The 18372-nt window shown below is 66.1% G+C and carries 18 protein-coding genes; 10 read left to right on the forward strand and 8 right to left on the reverse strand.

What is annotated here, in order from left to right:
- Positions 1 to 213 precede the first annotated feature (213 nt).
- From AC1KVG_RS05925 to sufT, 4 genes are all read right to left on the reverse strand, one after another.
- Complete coding sequence (locus AC1KVG_RS05925) at positions 214 to 1623, reverse strand: S8 family peptidase (RefSeq protein ID WP_481093756.1); 1410 nt, start codon at positions 1621 to 1623, stop codon at positions 214 to 216.
- 263 nt (positions 1624 to 1886) lie between these two features.
- On the reverse strand, positions 1887 to 3632 hold the full coding sequence (locus tag AC1KVG_RS05930; RefSeq protein WP_115039884.1) for a S8 family peptidase: 1746 nt from the start codon (positions 3630 to 3632) through the stop codon (positions 1887 to 1889).
- A gap of 308 nt (positions 3633 to 3940) precedes the next feature.
- Positions 3941 to 5026, reverse strand: a complete 1086-nt coding sequence (locus AC1KVG_RS05935) for a branched-chain amino acid aminotransferase (RefSeq protein WP_043888970.1) — start codon at positions 5024 to 5026, stop codon at positions 3941 to 3943.
- Positions 5027 to 5090: 64 nt separating this feature from the next.
- On the reverse strand, positions 5091 to 5645 hold the full coding sequence (gene sufT / locus AC1KVG_RS05940) for a putative Fe-S cluster assembly protein SufT (protein ID WP_006451756.1): 555 nt from the start codon (positions 5643 to 5645) through the stop codon (positions 5091 to 5093).
- A 195-nt stretch (positions 5646 to 5840) separates the two neighbouring features.
- Here sufT and AC1KVG_RS05945 point away from each other — a divergent pair, with 195 nt between their 5' ends.
- The 4 genes from AC1KVG_RS05945 (at position 5841) to AC1KVG_RS05960 (ending at position 7896) form a co-directional block, all read left to right on the forward strand.
- Positions 5841 to 6260, forward strand: coding sequence for a hypothetical protein (locus tag AC1KVG_RS05945; RefSeq protein WP_043909879.1), 420 nt, complete (start codon positions 5841 to 5843; stop codon positions 6258 to 6260).
- 243 nt (positions 6261 to 6503) lie between these two features.
- Positions 6504 to 7067 (forward strand): RNA polymerase sigma factor, encoded by a 564-nt coding sequence (locus AC1KVG_RS05950; RefSeq protein WP_074058743.1) that lies wholly within the window; start codon positions 6504 to 6506, stop codon positions 7065 to 7067.
- On the forward strand, positions 7064 to 7408 hold the full coding sequence (locus AC1KVG_RS05955; RefSeq protein ID WP_006451760.1) for a hypothetical protein: 345 nt from the start codon (positions 7064 to 7066) through the stop codon (positions 7406 to 7408). Before AC1KVG_RS05950 ends, AC1KVG_RS05955 begins: the two co-directional genes overlap by 4 nt.
- 5 nt (positions 7409 to 7413) lie before the next feature.
- The gene (locus AC1KVG_RS05960; protein ID WP_481093757.1) at positions 7414 to 7896 is read left to right on the forward strand and encodes a DUF3106 domain-containing protein; all 483 of its coding nucleotides are present in this window, start codon (positions 7414 to 7416) and stop codon (positions 7894 to 7896) included.
- 126 nt (positions 7897 to 8022) lie between these two features.
- Here AC1KVG_RS05960 and AC1KVG_RS05965 read toward each other — a convergent pair whose 3' ends face one another.
- Positions 8023 to 8622: a TetR/AcrR family transcriptional regulator gene (locus tag AC1KVG_RS05965; RefSeq protein WP_023902788.1), complete on the reverse strand. Its 600-nt coding sequence runs from the start codon at positions 8620 to 8622 to the stop codon at positions 8023 to 8025.
- A gap of 130 nt (positions 8623 to 8752) precedes the next feature.
- Here AC1KVG_RS05965 and AC1KVG_RS05970 point away from each other — a divergent pair, with 130 nt between their 5' ends.
- A complete protein-coding gene (locus tag AC1KVG_RS05970) occupies positions 8753 to 9619 on the forward strand; it encodes an alpha/beta hydrolase (protein WP_043888968.1) in 867 nt (288 codons plus the stop codon).
- A 184-nt stretch (positions 9620 to 9803) separates the two neighbouring features.
- Here AC1KVG_RS05970 and AC1KVG_RS05975 read toward each other — a convergent pair whose 3' ends face one another.
- Positions 9804 to 12167 (reverse strand): DUF1631 domain-containing protein, encoded by a 2364-nt coding sequence (locus tag AC1KVG_RS05975; protein ID WP_481093758.1) that lies wholly within the window; start codon positions 12165 to 12167, stop codon positions 9804 to 9806.
- Between the two features lie 361 nt (positions 12168 to 12528).
- Here AC1KVG_RS05975 and AC1KVG_RS05980 point away from each other — a divergent pair, with 361 nt between their 5' ends.
- The 4 genes from AC1KVG_RS05980 to AC1KVG_RS05995 are packed head-to-tail and all read left to right on the forward strand — an operon-like array spanning position 12529 to position 15425.
- A complete protein-coding gene (locus tag AC1KVG_RS05980; RefSeq protein ID WP_115039877.1) occupies positions 12529 to 13104 on the forward strand; it encodes a nitroreductase family protein in 576 nt (191 codons plus the stop codon).
- Entirely contained in the window at positions 13092 to 14087 is a 996-nt protein-coding gene (locus tag AC1KVG_RS05985) for a 5'-3' exonuclease (RefSeq protein WP_481093778.1), read from the forward strand. Before AC1KVG_RS05980 ends, AC1KVG_RS05985 begins: the two co-directional genes overlap by 13 nt.
- Positions 14084 to 14635 (forward strand): NUDIX hydrolase, encoded by a 552-nt coding sequence (locus tag AC1KVG_RS05990; protein ID WP_006451767.1) that lies wholly within the window; start codon positions 14084 to 14086, stop codon positions 14633 to 14635. The genes AC1KVG_RS05985 and AC1KVG_RS05990 overlap by 4 nt, the downstream gene beginning before the upstream one ends.
- On the forward strand, positions 14628 to 15425 hold the full coding sequence (locus AC1KVG_RS05995) for an N-formylglutamate amidohydrolase (RefSeq protein WP_481093759.1): 798 nt from the start codon (positions 14628 to 14630) through the stop codon (positions 15423 to 15425). The genes AC1KVG_RS05990 and AC1KVG_RS05995 overlap by 8 nt, the downstream gene beginning before the upstream one ends.
- 138 nt (positions 15426 to 15563) lie before the next feature.
- On the opposite strand, the gene pip is transcribed toward AC1KVG_RS05995, so the two are convergent.
- Entirely contained in the window at positions 15564 to 16505 is a 942-nt protein-coding gene (pip, locus tag AC1KVG_RS06000; RefSeq protein WP_023902780.1) for a prolyl aminopeptidase, read from the reverse strand.
- A gap of 90 nt (positions 16506 to 16595) precedes the next feature.
- On the reverse strand, positions 16596 to 17447 hold the full coding sequence (prmC, locus tag AC1KVG_RS06005; RefSeq protein ID WP_481093760.1) for a peptide chain release factor N(5)-glutamine methyltransferase: 852 nt from the start codon (positions 17445 to 17447) through the stop codon (positions 16596 to 16598).
- Positions 17448 to 17649: 202 nt separating this feature from the next.
- Between prmC and ahpC the strand changes: the two genes are divergently transcribed.
- Positions 17650 to 18213, forward strand: a complete 564-nt coding sequence (gene ahpC / locus AC1KVG_RS06010; RefSeq protein ID WP_481093761.1) for an alkyl hydroperoxide reductase subunit C — start codon at positions 17650 to 17652, stop codon at positions 18211 to 18213.
- Positions 18214 to 18372: the final 159 nt, after the last annotated feature.

Genomic DNA, 18372 nt, shown 5'->3' on the forward strand with positions numbered 1-18372 from the left:
CACGCGGCACTGAAGCGGCCAACCTGCACTGGCGAGCGCTTCGTTCAGCCATTGCCGTCGGCGCTGCCTCGCAGCCGGGCAATCGCCGATGCCCGAACGCACACTGCCCCGCCGAAGCGGGGCAGTGCAGGTTTCAAAACACCGACAGTGCAGTCGGGGCAGACCCGACGTGATGCCGGCAACAGCACCGGCATCGGCGTCGTCAGCGCAGCGTTACGGGGTCTGGCTGACCGCGCCAGCCGCGTTGACGATGCCCGCACCGCAACCGCCCGAGCAGGCGCCGGGCAGCGGACGCGCGGTGTTCTTCAGCAAGGTCTCCACCGCCGCCGGGGTCAACGGACGGGTCGCCGCCGACTGCACCAGCGCCACCACGCCAGCCACATGCGGGGCCGCCATCGAAGTGCCGTTGTAGGAGGCATAGCTGGCGCTGCCGGGCGTGGTGGTGCCGGTGTTGAGCGTGGACAGGATCGCCGAGCCCGGGCCGGAGATGTCGATGGTGGTGCCGAAGTTGGAGAAGCTGGAACGTGCGCCAGCCGAAGTGATGGACGCCACCGAGATCACGTTGGCGCAGCTGGCCGGGGTGAAGTTGGCCACGTTGGCGTTGCTGTTGCCGGCCGCCACCACCACGGTGGTGCCACGCGAGACCGCACCGTTGATGGCGTTCTGGTAGGTGCTGGAACACGTGCCGTTGCCGCCCAGCGACATGTTGATCACTTCAGCCGGATTGGCATTGGCCGGAACGCCCGAGACCGTGCCGCCGGAAGCCCAGACGATCGCATCGGCGATGTCGGAGGTGGTGCCGCCACACAGGCCCAGCGCACGGATCGGCACGATGCGCGCGTTGAACGCGGTGCCGGCCACGCCGGTGCTGTTGTTGGTCACTGCCGCGATGGTGCCGGCCACATGGGTGCCGTGCCAGCTGGAATTGGCTGCCGCCACGCCGGTCCCGCACTGGTTGGCAGCGCGCCAGTCGCCCTGGTCGGCGGCATTGTTGTCACGGCCGTTGTTGTCGCGCGCACGCGCCGCGTCGCTGATGAAGTCGTAACCCGGCAGCACGTTCGCGTTGAGGTCCGGATGGCTGGTGATGCCGGTGTCGATCACTGCGACCACCACACCGGTACCGGTGGCGGTGTCCCAGGCCGGACGCACGTTGATGCTCGATGCGGTGGTGCCGAAGCCCCACTGTTCGGATAGACGCGTGTCGTTCGGGGTCAGCGTCGGGTACATGATCTGGTCGACTTCCACGTACTCCACGCCCGGGTCGGCAGCGATCCGGCGCATCAGCGTCTCGGCTTCGGCGCGGTCCAGGCCACGGGTGGTCTTGAGCACTTCCGACCCCAGCGCGGTACGACGCACATGGTTCAGGCCCAGCGTACGGCCGGCGCGTGCCGGCACCGCACTGGCAACGGAATTGAGCGATGCGCGCATCGAGGTCGGGCTCACCGACGCACTGCTGCCATCCCGGTATTTGACGATGAAACGGTCCAGCGTGGGCTGCGAATCCAGCCCGGACAGATTCACCTGACCGGCGAACGCCGGCACGGCCAGCAGCGAGGTCAGCGCGGAAACACCCAGGACCACCAGCGCGCGCGCAGGCGCACGACGTTGCGACACATTGGACATCGATCGTTCCTTAATTATGAGAGGTGCCGCAGTTGCGGCGAGATGGCCAGACCCTCACCGCGCACTGCGGATCGGGCCGGGAATTGCACGGGCGCGTACGCCCGCTGAGACGATTGGCCGATGTCCATTCCGGCCGAGCGGCAACACATTCCCTGCGCCTGCCGATATGGCAGACGTGGGCGATACATCGCTGATGGGGCAACGCGGCTACGGGCGGCGGGCCGGCACTGCCTGACAACGGCCAGGCAGTGCCGACGCGGGCCTCAGTAACTGGCTCTCAGGGTCACACCGGAGAACGTGCTGTAAGCCTTGACGCGCACGTAGTAGGTGCCCGAGGGCGCAGTGATGGTGCAGGTCTCGGCATTGCCGCTGCGGTACGGGCGGCAGGTATAGGTGCTGTCGGTCGGTGCACTGCCGGCACGCACGTACAGGTCCGCATCGCCGCTGCCGCCGCTGATCGCCACGGTCAGCGTGCCGCTGCCGGCCGGAACCGCGATGGTGTAGTTGAGCTCCGCGCCGGTGGAAGCGCCCAGGCCGGTGACCGGGGTGCCGTTGGTCAGCGTGTTGCCGGTTCCGCCACCGCCACCACCGTTGCTGCCACTGATGGCTGCCGTCACTGCAGCATCGGCATTGACGATGCCGGCACCGCAACCGCCCGAACAGGCACCAGGCAGCGCACGTGCGGTGTTCTTCAGCAAGGTCTCCACCGCTGCCGGCGTCAACGCGGTCGGCGCAACCGACTGCACCAGCGCGACCACGCCGGCCACATGCGGCGCCGCCATCGAGGTGCCGTTATAAGAGGCGTAGCTGGCACTGCCCGGGGTAGTGGTACCGCTATTGAGGGTGGACAGGATCGCCTGACCCGGCCCCGACACATCGATGCCGGCACCGAAGTTGGAGAAGCTGGCCTTGGCACCGGCCGAGGTCGTGGCGGCCACTGCGATCACATTGGCGCAGTTGGCCGGCAACGAGCCGGAGACGTTGGCCGAATCGTTGCCGGCCGCCACCACCACGGTGGTGCCGCGCGAGACCGCGCCGTTGATCGCGTTCTGCAGGGTGGACGAACAGGCACCGCCGCCGCCCAGCGACATGTTGATGACTTCGGCTGGATTGGCGTTGGCCGGAATGCCGCTGACCGTGCCGCCCGAGGCCCAGACGATGCCGTCGGAGATATCCGACAACGAGCCGCCGCACTTGGCCAGTACGCGCACCGGTACCACCTTGGCGTTGAAGGCAGTGCCGGCCACGCCGGTGCTGTTGTTGGTCACCGCAGCCACCGTGCCGGCCACATGGGTCCCGTGCCAGCTGGAATTGGAGGCCGGAATACCGGTGCCGCATTCGTTGGCGGCATACCAGTCGCCTTCGTCGGCCGGGTTGCTGTCGCGGCCATTGCCGTCACGCGCAGCGGTCGCGTCGCTGACGAAGTCGTAGCCAGGCAGAATGTTGGCGTTGAGGTCGGCATGGGTGGTGATGCCGGTATCGATCACCGCCACCACCACGCCGGTGCCGGTGGCCTTGTCCCAGGCCGGGCGGATGTTGAGGCCGGCGTTGGTGGTGCCGAAGCCCCACTGCTCGGACAGGCGCGTGTCGTTGGGGGTCAGCGTGGCATGCAGGATCTGATCGACTTCCACGCTCTGCACGTTGGGGTCGGCGGCCAGCTGGCGCATCAGGGTTTCTGCTTCCTGACGGTCCAGCGCGCGGGTGGATTGGACCAGCTCCGGTCCCAGCGCCAGGCGGCGCACCGAGTTCAAGCCCAGTGCCTTGCCGGCCTTGGCCGGAACCGCGCGTGCAGCGTCTCGCAGCGAAGTGCTCAAGGCGGTGGGACTGGCCAGCGCGTTGCTGCCGTCCTTGTAAGTCACGATGAATTTCTGATGCGTCTGTGCGGTGGCCAGGCCGTCTAAGTAAACCTCGCCTGCAAAGGCCGGCGTTGCCAGCAGCAGCGAGGTGAGTGCCGACACACCCAGGATGCGGAGCGCATGGTGACGCAGACGAAACGTCTCGTTGAGCATTGAATTCCCTTCCAGTCAAGAGAACCGCCGAAGCGGTGTTTCCGGAAACGCCGCCTTGGGCGAAGATCCGGAGTCCCGGATCGCCCCTGTTATCGATCCGTTCAGCGAACCTATACCAACTAAACCGGACTGGACAATACGCAGTTGGTAATTTTAGAAATCAAATTACGTTTCTGTGACATTAATCACAGGTAATTCATGCTGAATTCGACCCGATTCCTGTCGAAATCCTCCCTTTTGTTGTCTCGCAAACAAAAAAGGGCCCCCGCACTGACATGCGGGGGCCCTTTTTGACGAAATGTGTCGGCTTACGACAAACGCACCAACCACCCATGGCGGTCAGGGATACGCCCGTACTGGATATCGGTGAGTTCCTGGCGCAGCGACATGGTCACCTCGCCGGCCGGCGCGGACAGATCGCCCACCGCAAAGCCATCGCCCTTCAGCTCGCCGATCGGGGTGACTACCGCCGCAGTGCCGCAGGCAAACACCTCGGTGATGTCGCCCGACGCTACGCCCTGCTTCCATTCGTCGATGGCGACCTTGCGCTCGATCACCTGCATGCCGCGGTCGCGGGCCAGTTGCAGGATGCTGTCGCGGGTAATGCCTTCCAGAATGCTGCCGGACAATTCCGGCGTCACCAACGTGCCGTCCTTGTAGACCAGGAACACGTTCATGCCGCCCAGTTCTTCGATGTATTTGCCTTCCACCGGATCCAGGAACAGCACCTGCGAGCAGCCCTGCGCATAGGCTTTCTGCTGCGGCAGCAGCGAGGCGGCGTAGTTGCCGCCGCACTTGGCCGCACCGGTGCCGCCCTTGGCCGCACGCGCGTATTCGGTGGACAACCAGATCGACACCGGCGCCACGCCCTTGGCGAAATACGGTCCGGCGGGACTTGCGATGACGTAGTACGAGGCCTTGTGCGCCGCACGCACGCCCAGGAAGGCCTCATCGGCGATCATGAACGGGCGGAAATACAGGCTGGTTTCCGGCGCCGAGGGGACCCAGCTGGCATCCACCGCCACCAGCTGGCGCAGCGATTCGACAAACAGGTCGACCGGCAGTTCCGGCAGCGCCAGCCGGCGCGCCGAGCGCTGCAGGCGTTCGCCATTGGACTGCGGGCGGAAGGTCCAGATCGAGCCGTCGGCATGCCGGTAGGCCTTGATGCCTTCGAAGATCTCCTGGCCGTAATGCAGCACCGAGGCCGCCGGATCCAGCTGCAGCGGGCCATACGCGCGCACCTGCGCGTCGTGCCAACCGAGCTCGTTGGTCCAGGAAATGGCGACCATGTGGTCGGTGAAGTGCAGCCCGAAGCCGGGGGCGGCCAGGATCACGGACAGCTCGTCGGCACTGCGCGGCGACGGGGAACGGGTGGAAGCGAAGGACACGGACACCGGAAGTTTCCTGTATGGCGGGCGAAAGGACGCGGCGCCACCTCTTCGACATGGCGCCTGACGATCAGAGCATGCCGGTCTCGAGACGGGCCGCTTCGGACATCATATGCCGGCCCCACGGCGGGTCGAAGACCAGCTCGACATCGGCCTCGGCGATGGTCGGAATCATCTCGACCTTGCTGCGCACGTCGTCGACCAGGATCTCGCCCATGCCGCAACCGGGCGCGGTGAGGGTCATCTTGACGTCGACCCGGCGCTGATCGTCTTCTTCGCGATGGCTGATCACCGCCTCATAGACCAGGCCCAGATCGACGATATTGAACGGAATTTCCGGGTCGAAGCAGGTGCGCAGCTGCTGCCACACCAGCGCTTCCACCTCTTCATCGCTGGCATTGGCGGGCAATTCCAGCCCCGGCGGGGCCTCCTTACCGATCGCATCGCCATCCTTGCCGGCAATGCGAAACAGATTGCCTTCGACAAAGACGGTATAGCTGCCGCCCAGCGCCTGAGTGATATAGCCGTAACTGCCTGCGGGCAGGGTCACCGAATCACCCTGCGGCACCATGACGGCATCGCAATCGCGTTCGAACTGGACGGGTTCGCTGCTACGGGAATACATGGGCTGGATATGGGGCCGCGGCGGATGCGCGCAAGTCGGCCATTCTAGCCGACCACGGCGATGCCGCTGCCGGTCGTGCCGCCGACGCTGCATTCCATCTGAAACACAGTCATCTGCAGCCACCGTGGCTCACACCGGCAGTGCAGCGCAAAACGCGCCACGCGCTCTATCATGTGCGCACTGTCAGGAGCTCCAATGCCGCCCACCACCGCGTCCGCCAGAACCGCCCACTGGCTCTGGCCCCCGCTCCTGTTGCTGGGATGCGTCACCGCCCTCATTGCCTGGATGCTTATCGCCCTTGCGCTTGGTCATCAGGCCGGCTGGATGGCGCTGCTGGTCGCGCTGGAAGTGGCCTGGATGCTGCGCCTGGGCACGTTGCGCGCCGGCAGTGTGCGCATCGGCATTACCTTGGTGGCCACGGTCCTGGTGATCGTCGGTGCCAACTGGGGCATTGCGTCCGCACAGCTTGGCGGCTCGCTGGGACTGGACCCATGGACCTCGGCGCAGAAGATGGGCGCCGGCCTGGCCTGGACCTTGTTGCAGCTGGCCAATAGCGGTTTCGACCTGGCCTGTTATCTCGCGGCGCTGGTGCTGGGCTGGTGGGCAGCGCGCTGAGCAGCTGAGATCAGCGGGTCTTGACTGCCGGATCGACGGCAGCGCTCGCCAGCGGCGACGAGGCCGCCGATCTCCGCCCGTGCCGCCACGGCCGGTGAAAGACAGCACACGGCTGATCCTCTTCGCATCGTCTGGTGCACGGCGTGCGTACGGCCGCCCATCCACGCGGCGACAGCGCGCAGACGTGTCAACCGAATCCACCCTCGCCCGTTGACGTTGTATCGTCTCCGCGGAAGCTACGCTGTGCTGGTGGGAACCCCTTTCGATCCGCAGCTCTCTCCACCGGCCGTCACTGCGCCCGTGTCGCTGGATGCCTTTCTGGCCGGCATCGGTCCGCGTGCGTTCCGTTTTGCCGAGGCCGGCCTGCGTCACCGCGAAGACGCGCTGGATGCGGTGCAGGACGCCATGGTGAAGCTGCTCGGTTACCGCGAGCGCCCGGCGGCCGAATGGACGCCACTGTTCTGGAGCATCCTGCGTAGCCGCATCATCGACCTGCAGCGGCGGCGCACCTTCCGCCTGAAATTCTGGGCGCCGGCCGAACGTTCCGACGACGAAGGCACCATCGACTGGGCCGACCCAGGCACCGGTCCGGTCGACCAACAGCAACACCAACAGGCCTACCAGCGCCTGGTCGAGGCCCTGCGCAGCCTGCCGGCGCGCCAGCGCGAAGCGTTCACGCTGCGCGTGCTGGAAGAGCTGGACGTGGCCACCACCGCCAAGGCGATGGGCTGCTCCGAAGGCTCGGTCAAAACCCACCTGTCGCGTGCGCGCGACGCGTTGCAAAAACAGTTCGAGGATTTCCTGTGAACCGCTCTCACGATCCGGCCCGGTTCGACGCGCAGCTGCGTCAACTGCACACCGCCGCGCTCACCAGCCTGCCGCCTCAGACGCTGGCACGCCTGCGCCAGGCACGTCACGCAACTGCGCCCTCGCGCAACCGTCGCGGTTACTGGTTATTGGCGACCGCGTGTTCGGGGTTGCTGGCGATCGGCATCGGCCTGCAACTGCGTCCGGGCGAATCGGCACCCTCAGGCACCGCCGGGACCCAGGCGATCGCCAGCACCACCACCGATACCGACGACATGCTGACCCAGAACCCCGACCTGTACGTCTGGCTCGGGTCCGACACCGCCTTGGCCATGGAATAAGCACGATGACCCGCACCACCCGCCTGCTATTGACCCTGCTGCTGTGCGCCGGGCCCTGCGCGTCGCTGTTGGCCCAGGCACCTCCGCCGGGGCCGCCACCCTCCGATGGCCCCGGCCCGCGCGGTCCGGGACCGCGCGAGGCGGAGACGCCCATGCCCGAGTGGGAAAAACTGACCCAGCAGCAGCGCCAGGTGCTGATCGATGCGCTGCGCGAACGCTGGAACGAAGTGCCCGAAGAGCGCCCGCGCATGTATCGCCACGCACGCCGCTGGCTGGACATGACCCCCGAACAGCGCAAGCAGGCCAAGGCCGGCATGGACCGTTTCCGCAACATGAGTCCCGAGCAGCGCCGCGAAGCCAAGGCCTTGTTCGAACGCATGCGCACGCTCAACCAGCAAGAACGCAATGCGCTGCAGCAACGCTGGCAGAAGATGAGCCCGGCCGAACGCAGCGCCTGGCTGCGCGAGCATCCGCCGGTAGACGATTGAGCGACAGCTGACGATTGAGCGATATCGCAGGCGATCCTGCGTACCGTCGTGTGGGCTGATTCACGTGCCGGGCAGTCAAGCGGATCAACGACGCGATCGGGTCATGACAGCGCCAATCGCACGCAATCAGGGCATCAGCACCGCTTGCAGCAGCGGCGCTAGCACCTGTTCGGGCGCAAATGCGAGCAGCCCGGCGTGCTTGCGATCGATCGCCAGCGAGGCATACCCATGCACCGTGCTCCAGGCCAGCAGCGTGCGTTGCTCCAGCACCTCGGCACTCGGGGCGCTGCCGTGCCGCGCGATCCACTGCATCCGCAGCGTCTCGCGCAGGCAGGCCATCGCCGCTTCACTGGCATGCAACAGTCTGGGCAAGCTGCGCGAGCGTAGATCCAGCCCCAGCATCAGCCGGAAGTGCTGCGGAAACGCGCTGGCGAAGCGGATATAGCCCAGCCCGCATCCCAATAGCGGATCGGCCAGTTCCTGCTGGGTCGCGAGAATCTGATCGAGCATGCGCTCGTAGCCATCGGCGGCCAGTTCCGACAGCAGCCCGTCGAGCGAGCCGAAATGGTGCGCCGGCGCGGCATGCGAGACACCGGCGCGGCGCGCGCACTCGCGCAAGGTCAACCCGCGCGCACCGGCCTCGCCCAACAGTTCCCACCCTGCGCGCCGCAACGCAGCCGGCAGATCGCCATGGTGATACGCAGCAGGCACGGATGATTGCGACATGGGCAACTTCGTTTGCAGAGACCTCAGTGGAGCAGATCATCTTGACGCTGACAAGATGGACTGGGCAGACTCATGTATATCTTGTCGACGACAAGATCCATACGACGTCGCCCACTCCAAGGATCTCGCCATGTCCTCGTCCATCGCCAAATTGCGTGCGCGCCTGCTGCGCGGCGTGCTGGCCAGCGCCAGTCGGCTGGCCCCCGGCCCGACCGGTCGGTTTCTGGCTCGCCGCTTCGTGACCCCGGCAGCGGCAGGCCGCCGGCAGGCCGCCGGACTCGCCGCTCAGTTGCCCGATGCGCATCGCCAGAATCTGCGCATCGATGGCGTCGACATTGCCGTTTACCGGTGGGGCGACCCGGCGCAGCAGCCGTATGTGCTGCTGTCGCATGGCTGGGCCAGTTACGGGCTGCGCTTTGCGGCATGGGTGCCGCAGTTGCGGGCGCTCGGCTATGCGGTGGTGGCGTTCGATCAGGCCGCACATGGCTTGAGCGGCGGCAGGATCAGCAACATGCCGCATTTCGTGCGGATTTTGCGCGACATCGGCGGTCGCCACGGTCGCCCGGCCGTCTTGATCGGCCATTCCCTGGGCGCGGCAGCGGCGGTCTTTGCCGACGACCCCGCGTGGCGGCCGGCACGCTATGTCCTGATCGCCCCGCTGCTGGCACCGGCGCAGAGTGCGCAGCGCCAGTTCCGCGCATTCGGCATCGCACCCGGCACGTTCGCACCGTTCGAAAACTGGTTGCATCAGCTGACCGGGAAGCGCTTCGCCGATTTCGACGCAACGCCGCGCCTGCCGCACTTCGGTGACCGCCCGGCGCTGATCATTCACGACCGCCGCGACCGCGAAACCCCCTGGGAAGAAGGCGCACGTTTTGCGGCGCTCTGGCCGGGCGCGCAACTGGTCAGTACCGAAGGACTGGGCCACAACCGCATGGTCGACCACGCCTCGGTGATCGATCAGGCGTTGCAGTTCATCGGCCCGGCATCGCTCTGATCCAGACCGCAAGGGCACGCACAGCGCGAGCGTGCCGGCCTGTTTGAATTGGCTGAACCACCTGGCGATCGGTCGCCAGCTGGATGCGGATGGAACGCTTGGAACCGCCGCGTGCGTGTGGCGTTGCCGCATCGCGTAACGGCCGCGCACACCTGGCGGCGCGCAGGTGCCTAGATCGCGGCTCTCAGTGCACGGTGCCGTTATGCAGCGGATCCAGGCGGTCGATCACGCCCTGCATCGCGCTGTCGAAGGCACCGTCGTTGATGTGCTCGCGCAGGCGGCCCAGCCGCACCATCACCGCCAGTTCTTCCGGCGAGGCGACGCAAAAACGCACGCCGCGGCGGTTGACGAACAGCAGGCGTTGCGAGATCGGACTCACCCAGGACAGCTTGCCGGCCTGCACCTTGCCGTCCTTGTCGACAAAGTCCAGCCAGGTGCCGATATCCATCGCGCGAAAACGCGTGGCGTCAGCGCTGTCGATGCTCTGCGCCACCGCTTCGGCGCCCAGCACCACATTGATGCTTTCGGCGGCCGGCGGCGGCAGGTTGACCTGCGGCAAGTCGGGCAGCGACTTTTCCAGCTCAGGGCGCGCTTCGGCGATCGCCTGCAAGGTGTCGTGCAGCGCACTGATCGCCACTACTACCGCATCGCCATGCAGCCCGATGCTGGCGAACACGCGATACAGCGCCGGCTGCCAGACCTGCAGCCACGGCTTGCCGACGATATGGCGACGCGCCTCGGCCAGTTCTTCCAGCACGCCATCGGCCAGCGCCAGCGCTTCGACAGTGCCGGGACCTTCGTCGCCGTCGCGCAGGATCGCCATGGTCAGATGATGCAGCCAGGGCTGGCGCAGGAAATCTTCCACCGCCTTGGGCAATGGCGCGCCGGCCAGCACCCGTTGCTCCAGTTCGAACAACGCGCGGCTGCGTGCCAGTTCGAGTTTCTCCTGGCCACGCTGGGTTTCGGTGGCACGACGCTCGGCGATCTCCACCCGGCGCCGGTGCTGCGACAGGAAGTCGCGGAATTCTTCTTCCAGGGTCTGGAAGATCGCCAGGTTCTCGTTGAATTCGGCGACCAGGCGGTCGACGATTTCCTCGACCTTGCCCATCAGCACGCGTTCGGCCGCGCTGTCGCCGTTATTGCCTTCGCAGGCCTCGGCCAGCGAGTTGAGCAGGCGCCGCGCGGGATGGGTCTTCTGCACGAACATCTTGCGATCCAGCAGCGCGACCTTGACGAACGGCACCACCAGCCGGCCGATCATCTCGCGCGAGCGATTTTCCAGATCGCGCTCGTCCAGCATCACATCGAACAGCATGCCGACCAGATCGATCGCATCTTCGTCCATCGGGTCGAGTTTTGCGGTGGCCGGGTCCACGCCCAGCCGCGTGGCGCTGGAAAGCACTTCGTTCTTCAATCGCTGCGCCAGCGATTCGTTGTCATCGCCCATGGACGCGCCCAGCGTCCCGCTCGGCGTGGCCTGCAGCAGCGACAGCACCGACATCATTTCGCGTTGGCTCAGGGGGCGTTGCTGGCCCACCGCCACCGTTGCCGCAGACGCGGCGCTGTCGCGCACGCTACGGGTCTGCTGCAGCAGTTCGTGCAGCGCTTCGAGCAACATGCCCTGGCTACCGCCGGGATGATCGCCGTCGCCGTCCATCCCACCTGCGCTGCCGCCGCCATCGGTATGACCGCGCTGGGTGGCAGCCTGCATGCGGCCACGGCTATGCGCCCAGCGATCCAGAAAACGGTTGGCCCAGGCCGGCGCGTATTGGTCGTTCTGATCGTCGCCGCCCATCTCGGCAGCCGCGCCCTGCCCCTGGCCATCGGGCCGCGCGCGCTCTTCGGGCGTCTCGCCGCGCGGCTGCGCGCGGGGCGGCTGACGCTTGGGTGGCGACATTTCCGGCATGACGCCGGCCTTGAGCAGGGTTTCGTCCAGGCGCGCGTACAACTTGCCGATCGGCTCGGCCAGGTCGCGCTCGCAGAGCTTGATCAGCACCAGGCGCACTTCCGGCGCCAGGTCGCAGATGGCGAAGGCTTCGTGGATGGCCACGCCCAGGTGTTCCGGGCCGATCGGGTTGGTATCGGCCACCAGTTCCAGGCCGCCGGCGATCCAGCCCAGGCGACGGTCCACCCGCGCCAGGACCTGTTTGAAGTCGCGCAGCAGCACGGTGGCCAGATTGCGCACTGCCAGCCGCGATTCCAGCACATGTTCGGGCACCAGGCTCAGCGGGCCGGTGCCGATTTCGCCAGCCAGCACCACTTCGGCCGACAGCGGCATGCCCAGTACCAGCGCCTGCCAGCCGTCTTCCAGCTGTTGGCGGAAGCGGTCGGCCACGTCGTCGCGTTTGCGACGCAGCTCGCGCATGCCATCGAGAAACAGCAACTGCGAGGTGCCCGCAGATTCGGCGCGATCGAACAGCACATCGTCGAAATGTGCGACTGCAGCGGCAAATACCTGCGCAATTGCCGGCACGAACGCGGCATGCGCCTGTTCAAGCAAGCGTTGGTCACGGCCCGGGTGTCCCGACGGACTGGGCTGAAAAGTCATGCGCAAAGGCTCCCCGCCCCTGCAGGCGTGAAAATATTCAAACAAGAAAAAACGGACGCGGCCCCAAATTCCGCTATTGCATGGTAGGCGTTTCGCTCATCCATTAAATGTGATGAATCTCTCACTTTATTCGTGACCGCCCGTGGTTTGCGTGTCAAGTGAACATCGTAGCTTGCAGCGCCGCTGTGGCGCTTGCCAAGCCCTTTATACGCTGGCGAGGGTTAAGCCTTGCGCTTGGCAGGCCCGCCCACGCCGTCGGCCCTGGCCCGGCTGCACCTGCGGGTGCCTGGCCAGGCACGATGCGGCGGGCGTTGGGAAGGGCCCGTCTATAATTGCCGTTTCGCTGCCTCGATCCGGAACTATGCACGCACCGTATTCGCTCCAGGCGCTGGACGCGCGCCGTTCGGTCCCCTCCAAACAGCTCGGCGAGCCCGGGCCGGATGAGGACACCCTGCTGCGCATGCTCACCTCGGCGGTGCGCGTGCCCGATCACGGCAAGCTGGTGCCGTTCCGCTTCCTGCGCATCAGCGGCGGCGCGCGCCAGGCACTGGGCGATTTCCTGGCCGAACGCACCCAGGCCGCCGACCCGCTGGCATCGGCCGCGGCGATCGCGAAAGAACGCGGGCGCTTCAACGATGCGCCATTGGCAATCGTGGTGATCGCTTCGCTGCGCCCCGAACACAAGGTGCCCGAACAGGAACAATTGCTGACCGCCGGCTGCGTGTGCTTTGCACTGCTACAGGCGGCGCAGGCGCACGGTTTTGGCGCGCAATGGCTGAGCGCGTGGATGGCCTACGACCCGGCGGTGACCGCCTATCTGGGCCTGGAGGAAAACGAGCGGATCGCCGGCTTCATCCACATCGGCACGCCACGCATGCAGGTCCCCGAACGCGAACGCCCGGATCCGCGTGCGTTGCTGCGCGACTGGACGCCGTGACCACGCACACCACCTCGATCGACGGCGCTCCGCCCACCAGCGCGCGCCCGACCCCGCTGTACCTGGTCGATGCCAGCCTGTACGTGTTCCGCGCCTGGCATTCCATCCCGGACGAGTTTCAGGATGCGCAAGGCTGGCCGACCAATGCGGTGCACGGCTTTGCGCGCTTCCTGCTGGACTTGCTCGAACGCGAAGACCCCGAACACATCACCATCGCCTTCGACGAAGCGCTGGACAGCTGTTTTCGCCACGCCCTGTACCCCGCCTACAAAGGCAATCGCACCCCCGCGCCGGACGCGCTGCGGCGCCAGTTCGCCCATTGCAAGGCGCTGTGCGCGGCATTGGGCTTGAGCGTGCTGGCCCACCGTGACTACGAGGCCGACGATCTGATCGGCAGCGCCTTGCACAGCGCGCGTGCGCAGGGCTTGCGCGGGGTGATCGTCTCGGCCGACAAGGATCTGTCGCAGCTGTTGTTCGAACACGACGAACAATGGGATTACGCACGCAACCAACGCTGGGACATGCACGGCGTCAAGGCCCGCTATGGCGTGCATGCGCACCAGATCGCCGATTATCTGGCGCTGTGCGGCGATGCCATCGACAACATTCCGGGTGTCACCGGCATCGGCGCGAAGTCCGCCGCAATATTGCTGGCGCATTTCGGCAGCCTGGATACCTTGCTGGAGCGCGTGGACGAACTCCCATTTTTGCGCCTGCGTGGCGCCGCGCAAATGGCGGTGCGGCTGCGCGAACAGCGCGAACACGCCTTGCTGTGGCGCCAGCTCAGCACCATTGCGCTCGATGCGCCGTTGGCGCTGACCGCAACGGGTTTCACGCGTGCGCAGGCCGACGCGGACATGCTGACCTGCTTATGCGAGAGCCTGCGCTTTGGCCCGCTCACCCGGCGTCGGCTGCTTGCCGCGTGCACCGGCGCACCCGCAGCGCTTCCCACCGTTTCCCTGGAACAAGGTCTGCATCCATGAACCGACACGACACCCCGCCCACCGTGGTCTACGAAGGCAAGTACCAGCGCATGGTCGTGCGCGGCACCTGGGAATATTCCGAGCGCGTGCATGCCGGCGGCCTGGCCGCGATCATCGTGGCGGTGACGCCCGACGATGCGATGCTGTTCGTCGAACAATTCCGCGTGCCGCTGCAGGCACGCACCATCGAAATGCCTGCGGGCCTGGTCGGCGATGTGCATGCCGACGAGTCGATCGAGCTGTCGGCGATTCGCGAGCTGGAAGAAGAAACCGGCTGGACCGCCGAGCACGCCGAAGTGCTGATGATCGGCCCGACCTCGGCCGGGGCCAGCAGCGAGAAGATCGCCTTCGTGCGCGCCACCGGCCTGCGCAAGGTCGGCGAAGGCGGCGGCGATGCCAGCGAAGACATCACCGTGCACGAGATCCCGCGCGCACAGGTCGGCGCCTGGCTGGTGCAGAAGATGGCCGAGGGCTACCAGATGGATCCCAAGTTGTGGGCCGGGCTGTATCTGGTCGATCACGCACTGGACGGCACTCCGCGTGGTTGAAGTGACGACTGAAGTCACCCCTGCCCGCTTGCTGGGCGCCGACGATCCCGCAACGTTCACTGTGTTCAACGCGCAAGCGGCATCGCCGTGGTTGCTGATCGCCGATCACGCCGGTCAGCGCGTGCCGGCACGGCTGGCCAACCTGGGGTTGCCGCAGCATGAACTGGACCGCCATATCGGCTGGGATATCGGCATTGCCGAAGTCACCCGTTTGTTGGCCGATGCGCTGGATGCGTTCGCCATTGCCCAGACCTATTCGCGGCTGGTGATCGACTGCAATCGTCCGCATGGTTCGGCCACGCTGATGCCCGAGGTGAGCGACGGCACATCGATTCCCGGCAATCTCGGGCTGACGGCAACCGATCGGCAACAACGCATCGATGAAATCTTCGCGCCGTATCACGCGCGTATCGCTACAGAACTCGATGCACGCCAGGCGCGCCATCAGCCGACACTGCTGCTCTCGATGCACAGCTTCACCCCGGCCATGGCCGGCAACGCGCGGCCCTGGCATGCGGGCGTGCTGTACCACCGCGACACGCGGCTGGCACATCGCCTGTTGCAGGCCTTGCGCGAGGAGCCGGATCTGGTTGTCGGCGACAACCAGCCGTATGCGGTCAGCGACACCAGCGACTACGCGATTCCGGTCTACGGCGAAGGCCGCAGCCTGCTGCATGTGGAGCTGGAACTGCGCCAGGACCTGATAGCCGATGCGGCGGGGCAACGTGCTTGGGCAGATCGATTGGCGCGCATCCTGCCGCCATTGGCGGATGCGTTGCTGCCGCCTTAAAACCGGCAATCACTGTAGGAGCGCGCTCGCGCGCGATGAGGCGTTACCGATAACGCCTCATCGCGCGCAGGCACGCTCCTACGCGGGTCGCGAACGTACTGCGTCCGAGCATGCCCCGGCTGCGATTGATTTACTCGCTCAGGCAAACCCGTCAGTCGCACGCACCAGCGCATCGACATTTTCCGGCTCGAACCCCGAATGGCCGGACGCCGGGCTGATCTGCAGTGTCGACTTCGGCCACACCTTGTGCAGATCCCATGCGCTTTGCAGCGGGCACACTACATCGTAGCGGCCGTGCACGATCACGCCGGGGATATCGGCGATGCGGTGCGCGTCGCGCAGCAGCTGATCTTCGACCTCGAAGAAACCGCCATTGACGAAGTAGTGGTTCTCGATGCGCGCAAACGCCAGTGCGAAGTGCGCGTCCTCATGCCCGGTGACGAAATCCTCGTCCACATGCAGGAAGCTGGTGGCGCCTTCCCACACGCTCCACGCCTTGGCTGCGGCCAGGCGCGTGGCTTCGTCGTCGCTGGTCAGACGGCGATGAAAGGCGGACATCAAATCGGCGCGCTCCACCGGCGGAATCGCATTGACGTAATGCTCCCAGGCATCCGGAAACAGCCGGCTGGCACCTTGCTGATAGAACCATTCCAGCTCGAACCGACGCAGCAGGAAGATGCCGCGCAACACCAGCTCGGTGACCTGCTGCGGGTGGGTCTGCGCGTAGGCCAGCGCCAGCGTCGAGCCCCAACTGCCGCCGAACACCTGCCAGCGCGCGATGCCCAGGTGTTCGCGCAAGCGCTCGATATCGGCGACCAGATCCCAGGTGGTGTTGTCGACCAGATCGGCATGCGGGGTCGAGCGGCCGGCGCCGCGCTGATCGAACAGCACGATGCGGTACTTGGCCGGGTCGTGGAAGCGCCGCATCTTGGTGTTGCAACCGCCGCCGGGGCCGCCGTGCAGCATCACCACCGGCTTGCCCTGCGGGTTGCCGCACTGCTCGAAATACAGCGTGTGGCGGTCGTCGACCTGGAGGGTGCCGTGGTCGTACGGCGTGATCTCGGGATAGAGCGTGCGCATGCGTCGGTCCTGCGGGAAACCGCTAGTGTATCGGCAGCCGGCGCATGCCCACGGGCAACCGACAACACGCGCAACGCGACTGGCGCACGCTTAGCCCGCAGCGTGCGCCCAGCGCCCCAACGTCACCCGATCGCGCTGCTCCAGATCCTGATGCGTCGCCACCGCCTCGAAGCCGCGCGCGCGCAGCAGGTCGGCCACCGCCGTACCCTGGTCCCAGCCGTGTTCGAGCAGCAGCCATCCGCCCGGCAACAGATGCATGGGCGCATCGGCGACGATCAGCCGGATGTCGTCCAGTCCATCGGGGCCGGAGGCGAGCGCGCTGGCCGGCTCGTGGCGCAGATCGCCTTCACTCAGATGCGGATCGTGCGCTGCGATATACGGCGGGTTGCTGGCGATCAGATCGAAGCGCTGGCCCGCCAGCGGTGCAAACCAGTGACCGAGCCGGCATTCGACATTGCGTAGCTGATGGCGGCTGGCGTTCTGCTGGGCGACAGCAAGCGCTGCGGCACTGGCATCCGTGGCGATCACCTGGGCGTGTGGCCGCTCACTGGCGATGGCCAGCGCGATCGCGCCGCTCCCGGTGCCCAGATCGGCGGCGCAGCAGCCTGGCATGTTGTCGAGGCGCTCGAGGGCGAGCTCGACCAGCACTTCGGTATCGGCACGCGGGATCAAGGTGGCAGTCGAGACCGCCAGATCCAGCGTCCAGAATCCACGCGTACCAGTCAGATACGCGACCGGTTCGCCGGCCTGACGCCGCTGTACCAGCGCCTCGAACGCCTGGGCGACAGCATCCCCAACCGGATCGCGGCCGTGCGCAAACAACCAGGCGCGGTCGCGCCCCAGCGCATGCAGCAGCAACGGTTCGGCATCGCTGCGCTCGATCCGCTCGGCTGCCCGCCGCAGCAACTGGTCGGCAGCAAGGCCGGCTGGGTCGTCGCTCATACGGATCATTCACTCCTGCGAAACATCGGCTGACCATTATCGGAGATGGAATGGCCCCCTGCAGCGGCAGAGACAGCCTGCAAAGCCGATAGCCTCAGCCTATCTATGCAATCCCATTAATCGATTTGAGAAATCTATCGATCCTACCTACCATGGCGGCTGTTCCATCCCCCGCCCCCCTTTCATCGCTCGAGGAAACTCAATGTCTCTCATCAACACCCAGGTCAAGCCGTTCAAGGCGAATGCGTACCACAACGGCAATTTCATCGAAGTCACCGACGCCAGCCTGAAGGGCAAGTGGTCGGTTCTGATCTTCATGCCGGCCGCCTTCACCTTCAATTGCCCAACCGAAGTGGAAGACGCCGCCGACAACTATCCCGCGTTCCAGAAGGCCGGCGCCGAGGTATACATCGTCACCACCGACACGCACTTCTCGCACAAGGTGTGGCACGAGACCTCGCCGGCCGTCGGCAAGTCGCAGTTCCCGCTGATCGGCGACCCGACCCACCAGCTGACCCGCGCGTTTGGCGTGCACATCGAAGAAGAAGGCCTGGCCCTGCGCGGCACCTTCATCATCAACCCGGAAGGCGTGATCAAGACGCTGGAAATCCACGACAACTCCATCGCCCGCGACGTCACCGAAACCCTGCGCAAGCTGACCGCTGCCCAGTTCGTCGCCAACAACCCTGGTCAGGTCTGCCCGGCCAAGTGGAAGGAAGGCGCCAAGACCCTGGCTCCGTCGCTGGACCTGGTCGGCAAGATCTAAGTCGACGCATCCCTTCGGCCTGTCGCCAGGCCGGAGGGACATCTCCGGCCCAGCGATGGGCCGGGGGTGAACCGGAGCCGGTGCCGGGCTGCCCGCCAGCCATCGCCAGCACGCATTCCCGAGCATTGCGCCGGCTGCGGTTCATCCCCTCCTCCCCGG

Source organism: Xanthomonas sp. NCPPB 3959, from assembly GCF_056675575.1.

What these genes read in the sequence shown, in the direction of transcription:
- AC1KVG_RS05975 (WP_481093758.1), bottom strand. Translation starts at nt 12,167, where the DNA reads ATGACTTTTCAGCCCAGTCCGTCGGGACACCCGGGCCGTGACCAACGC.
- AC1KVG_RS05990 (WP_006451767.1), top strand. Translation starts at nt 14,084, where the DNA reads ATGAACCGACACGACACCCCGCCCACCGTGGTCTACGAAGGCAAGTAC.
- AC1KVG_RS05965 (WP_023902788.1), bottom strand. Translation starts at nt 8,622, where the DNA reads ATGTCGCAATCATCCGTGCCTGCTGCGTATCACCATGGCGATCTGCCG.
- sufT (WP_006451756.1), bottom strand. Translation starts at nt 5,645, where the DNA reads ATGTATTCCCGTAGCAGCGAACCCGTCCAGTTCGAACGCGATTGCGAT.
- AC1KVG_RS05945 (WP_043909879.1), top strand. Translation starts at nt 5,841, where the DNA reads ATGCCGCCCACCACCGCGTCCGCCAGAACCGCCCACTGGCTCTGGCCC.
- AC1KVG_RS05930 (WP_115039884.1), bottom strand. Translation starts at nt 3,632, where the DNA reads ATGCTCAACGAGACGTTTCGTCTGCGTCACCATGCGCTCCGCATCCTG.
- prmC (WP_481093760.1), bottom strand. Translation starts at nt 17,447, where the DNA reads ATGAGCGACGACCCAGCCGGCCTTGCTGCCGACCAGTTGCTGCGGCGG.
- ahpC (WP_481093761.1), top strand. Translation starts at nt 17,650, where the DNA reads ATGTCTCTCATCAACACCCAGGTCAAGCCGTTCAAGGCGAATGCGTAC.
- AC1KVG_RS05980 (WP_115039877.1), top strand. Translation starts at nt 12,529, where the DNA reads ATGCACGCACCGTATTCGCTCCAGGCGCTGGACGCGCGCCGTTCGGTC.
- AC1KVG_RS05925 (WP_481093756.1), bottom strand. Translation starts at nt 1,623, where the DNA reads ATGTCCAATGTGTCGCAACGTCGTGCGCCTGCGCGCGCGCTGGTGGTC.
- AC1KVG_RS05970 (WP_043888968.1), top strand. Translation starts at nt 8,753, where the DNA reads ATGTCCTCGTCCATCGCCAAATTGCGTGCGCGCCTGCTGCGCGGCGTG.
- AC1KVG_RS05960 (WP_481093757.1), top strand. Translation starts at nt 7,414, where the DNA reads ATGACCCGCACCACCCGCCTGCTATTGACCCTGCTGCTGTGCGCCGGG.
- pip (WP_023902780.1), bottom strand. Translation starts at nt 16,505, where the DNA reads ATGCGCACGCTCTATCCCGAGATCACGCCGTACGACCACGGCACCCTC.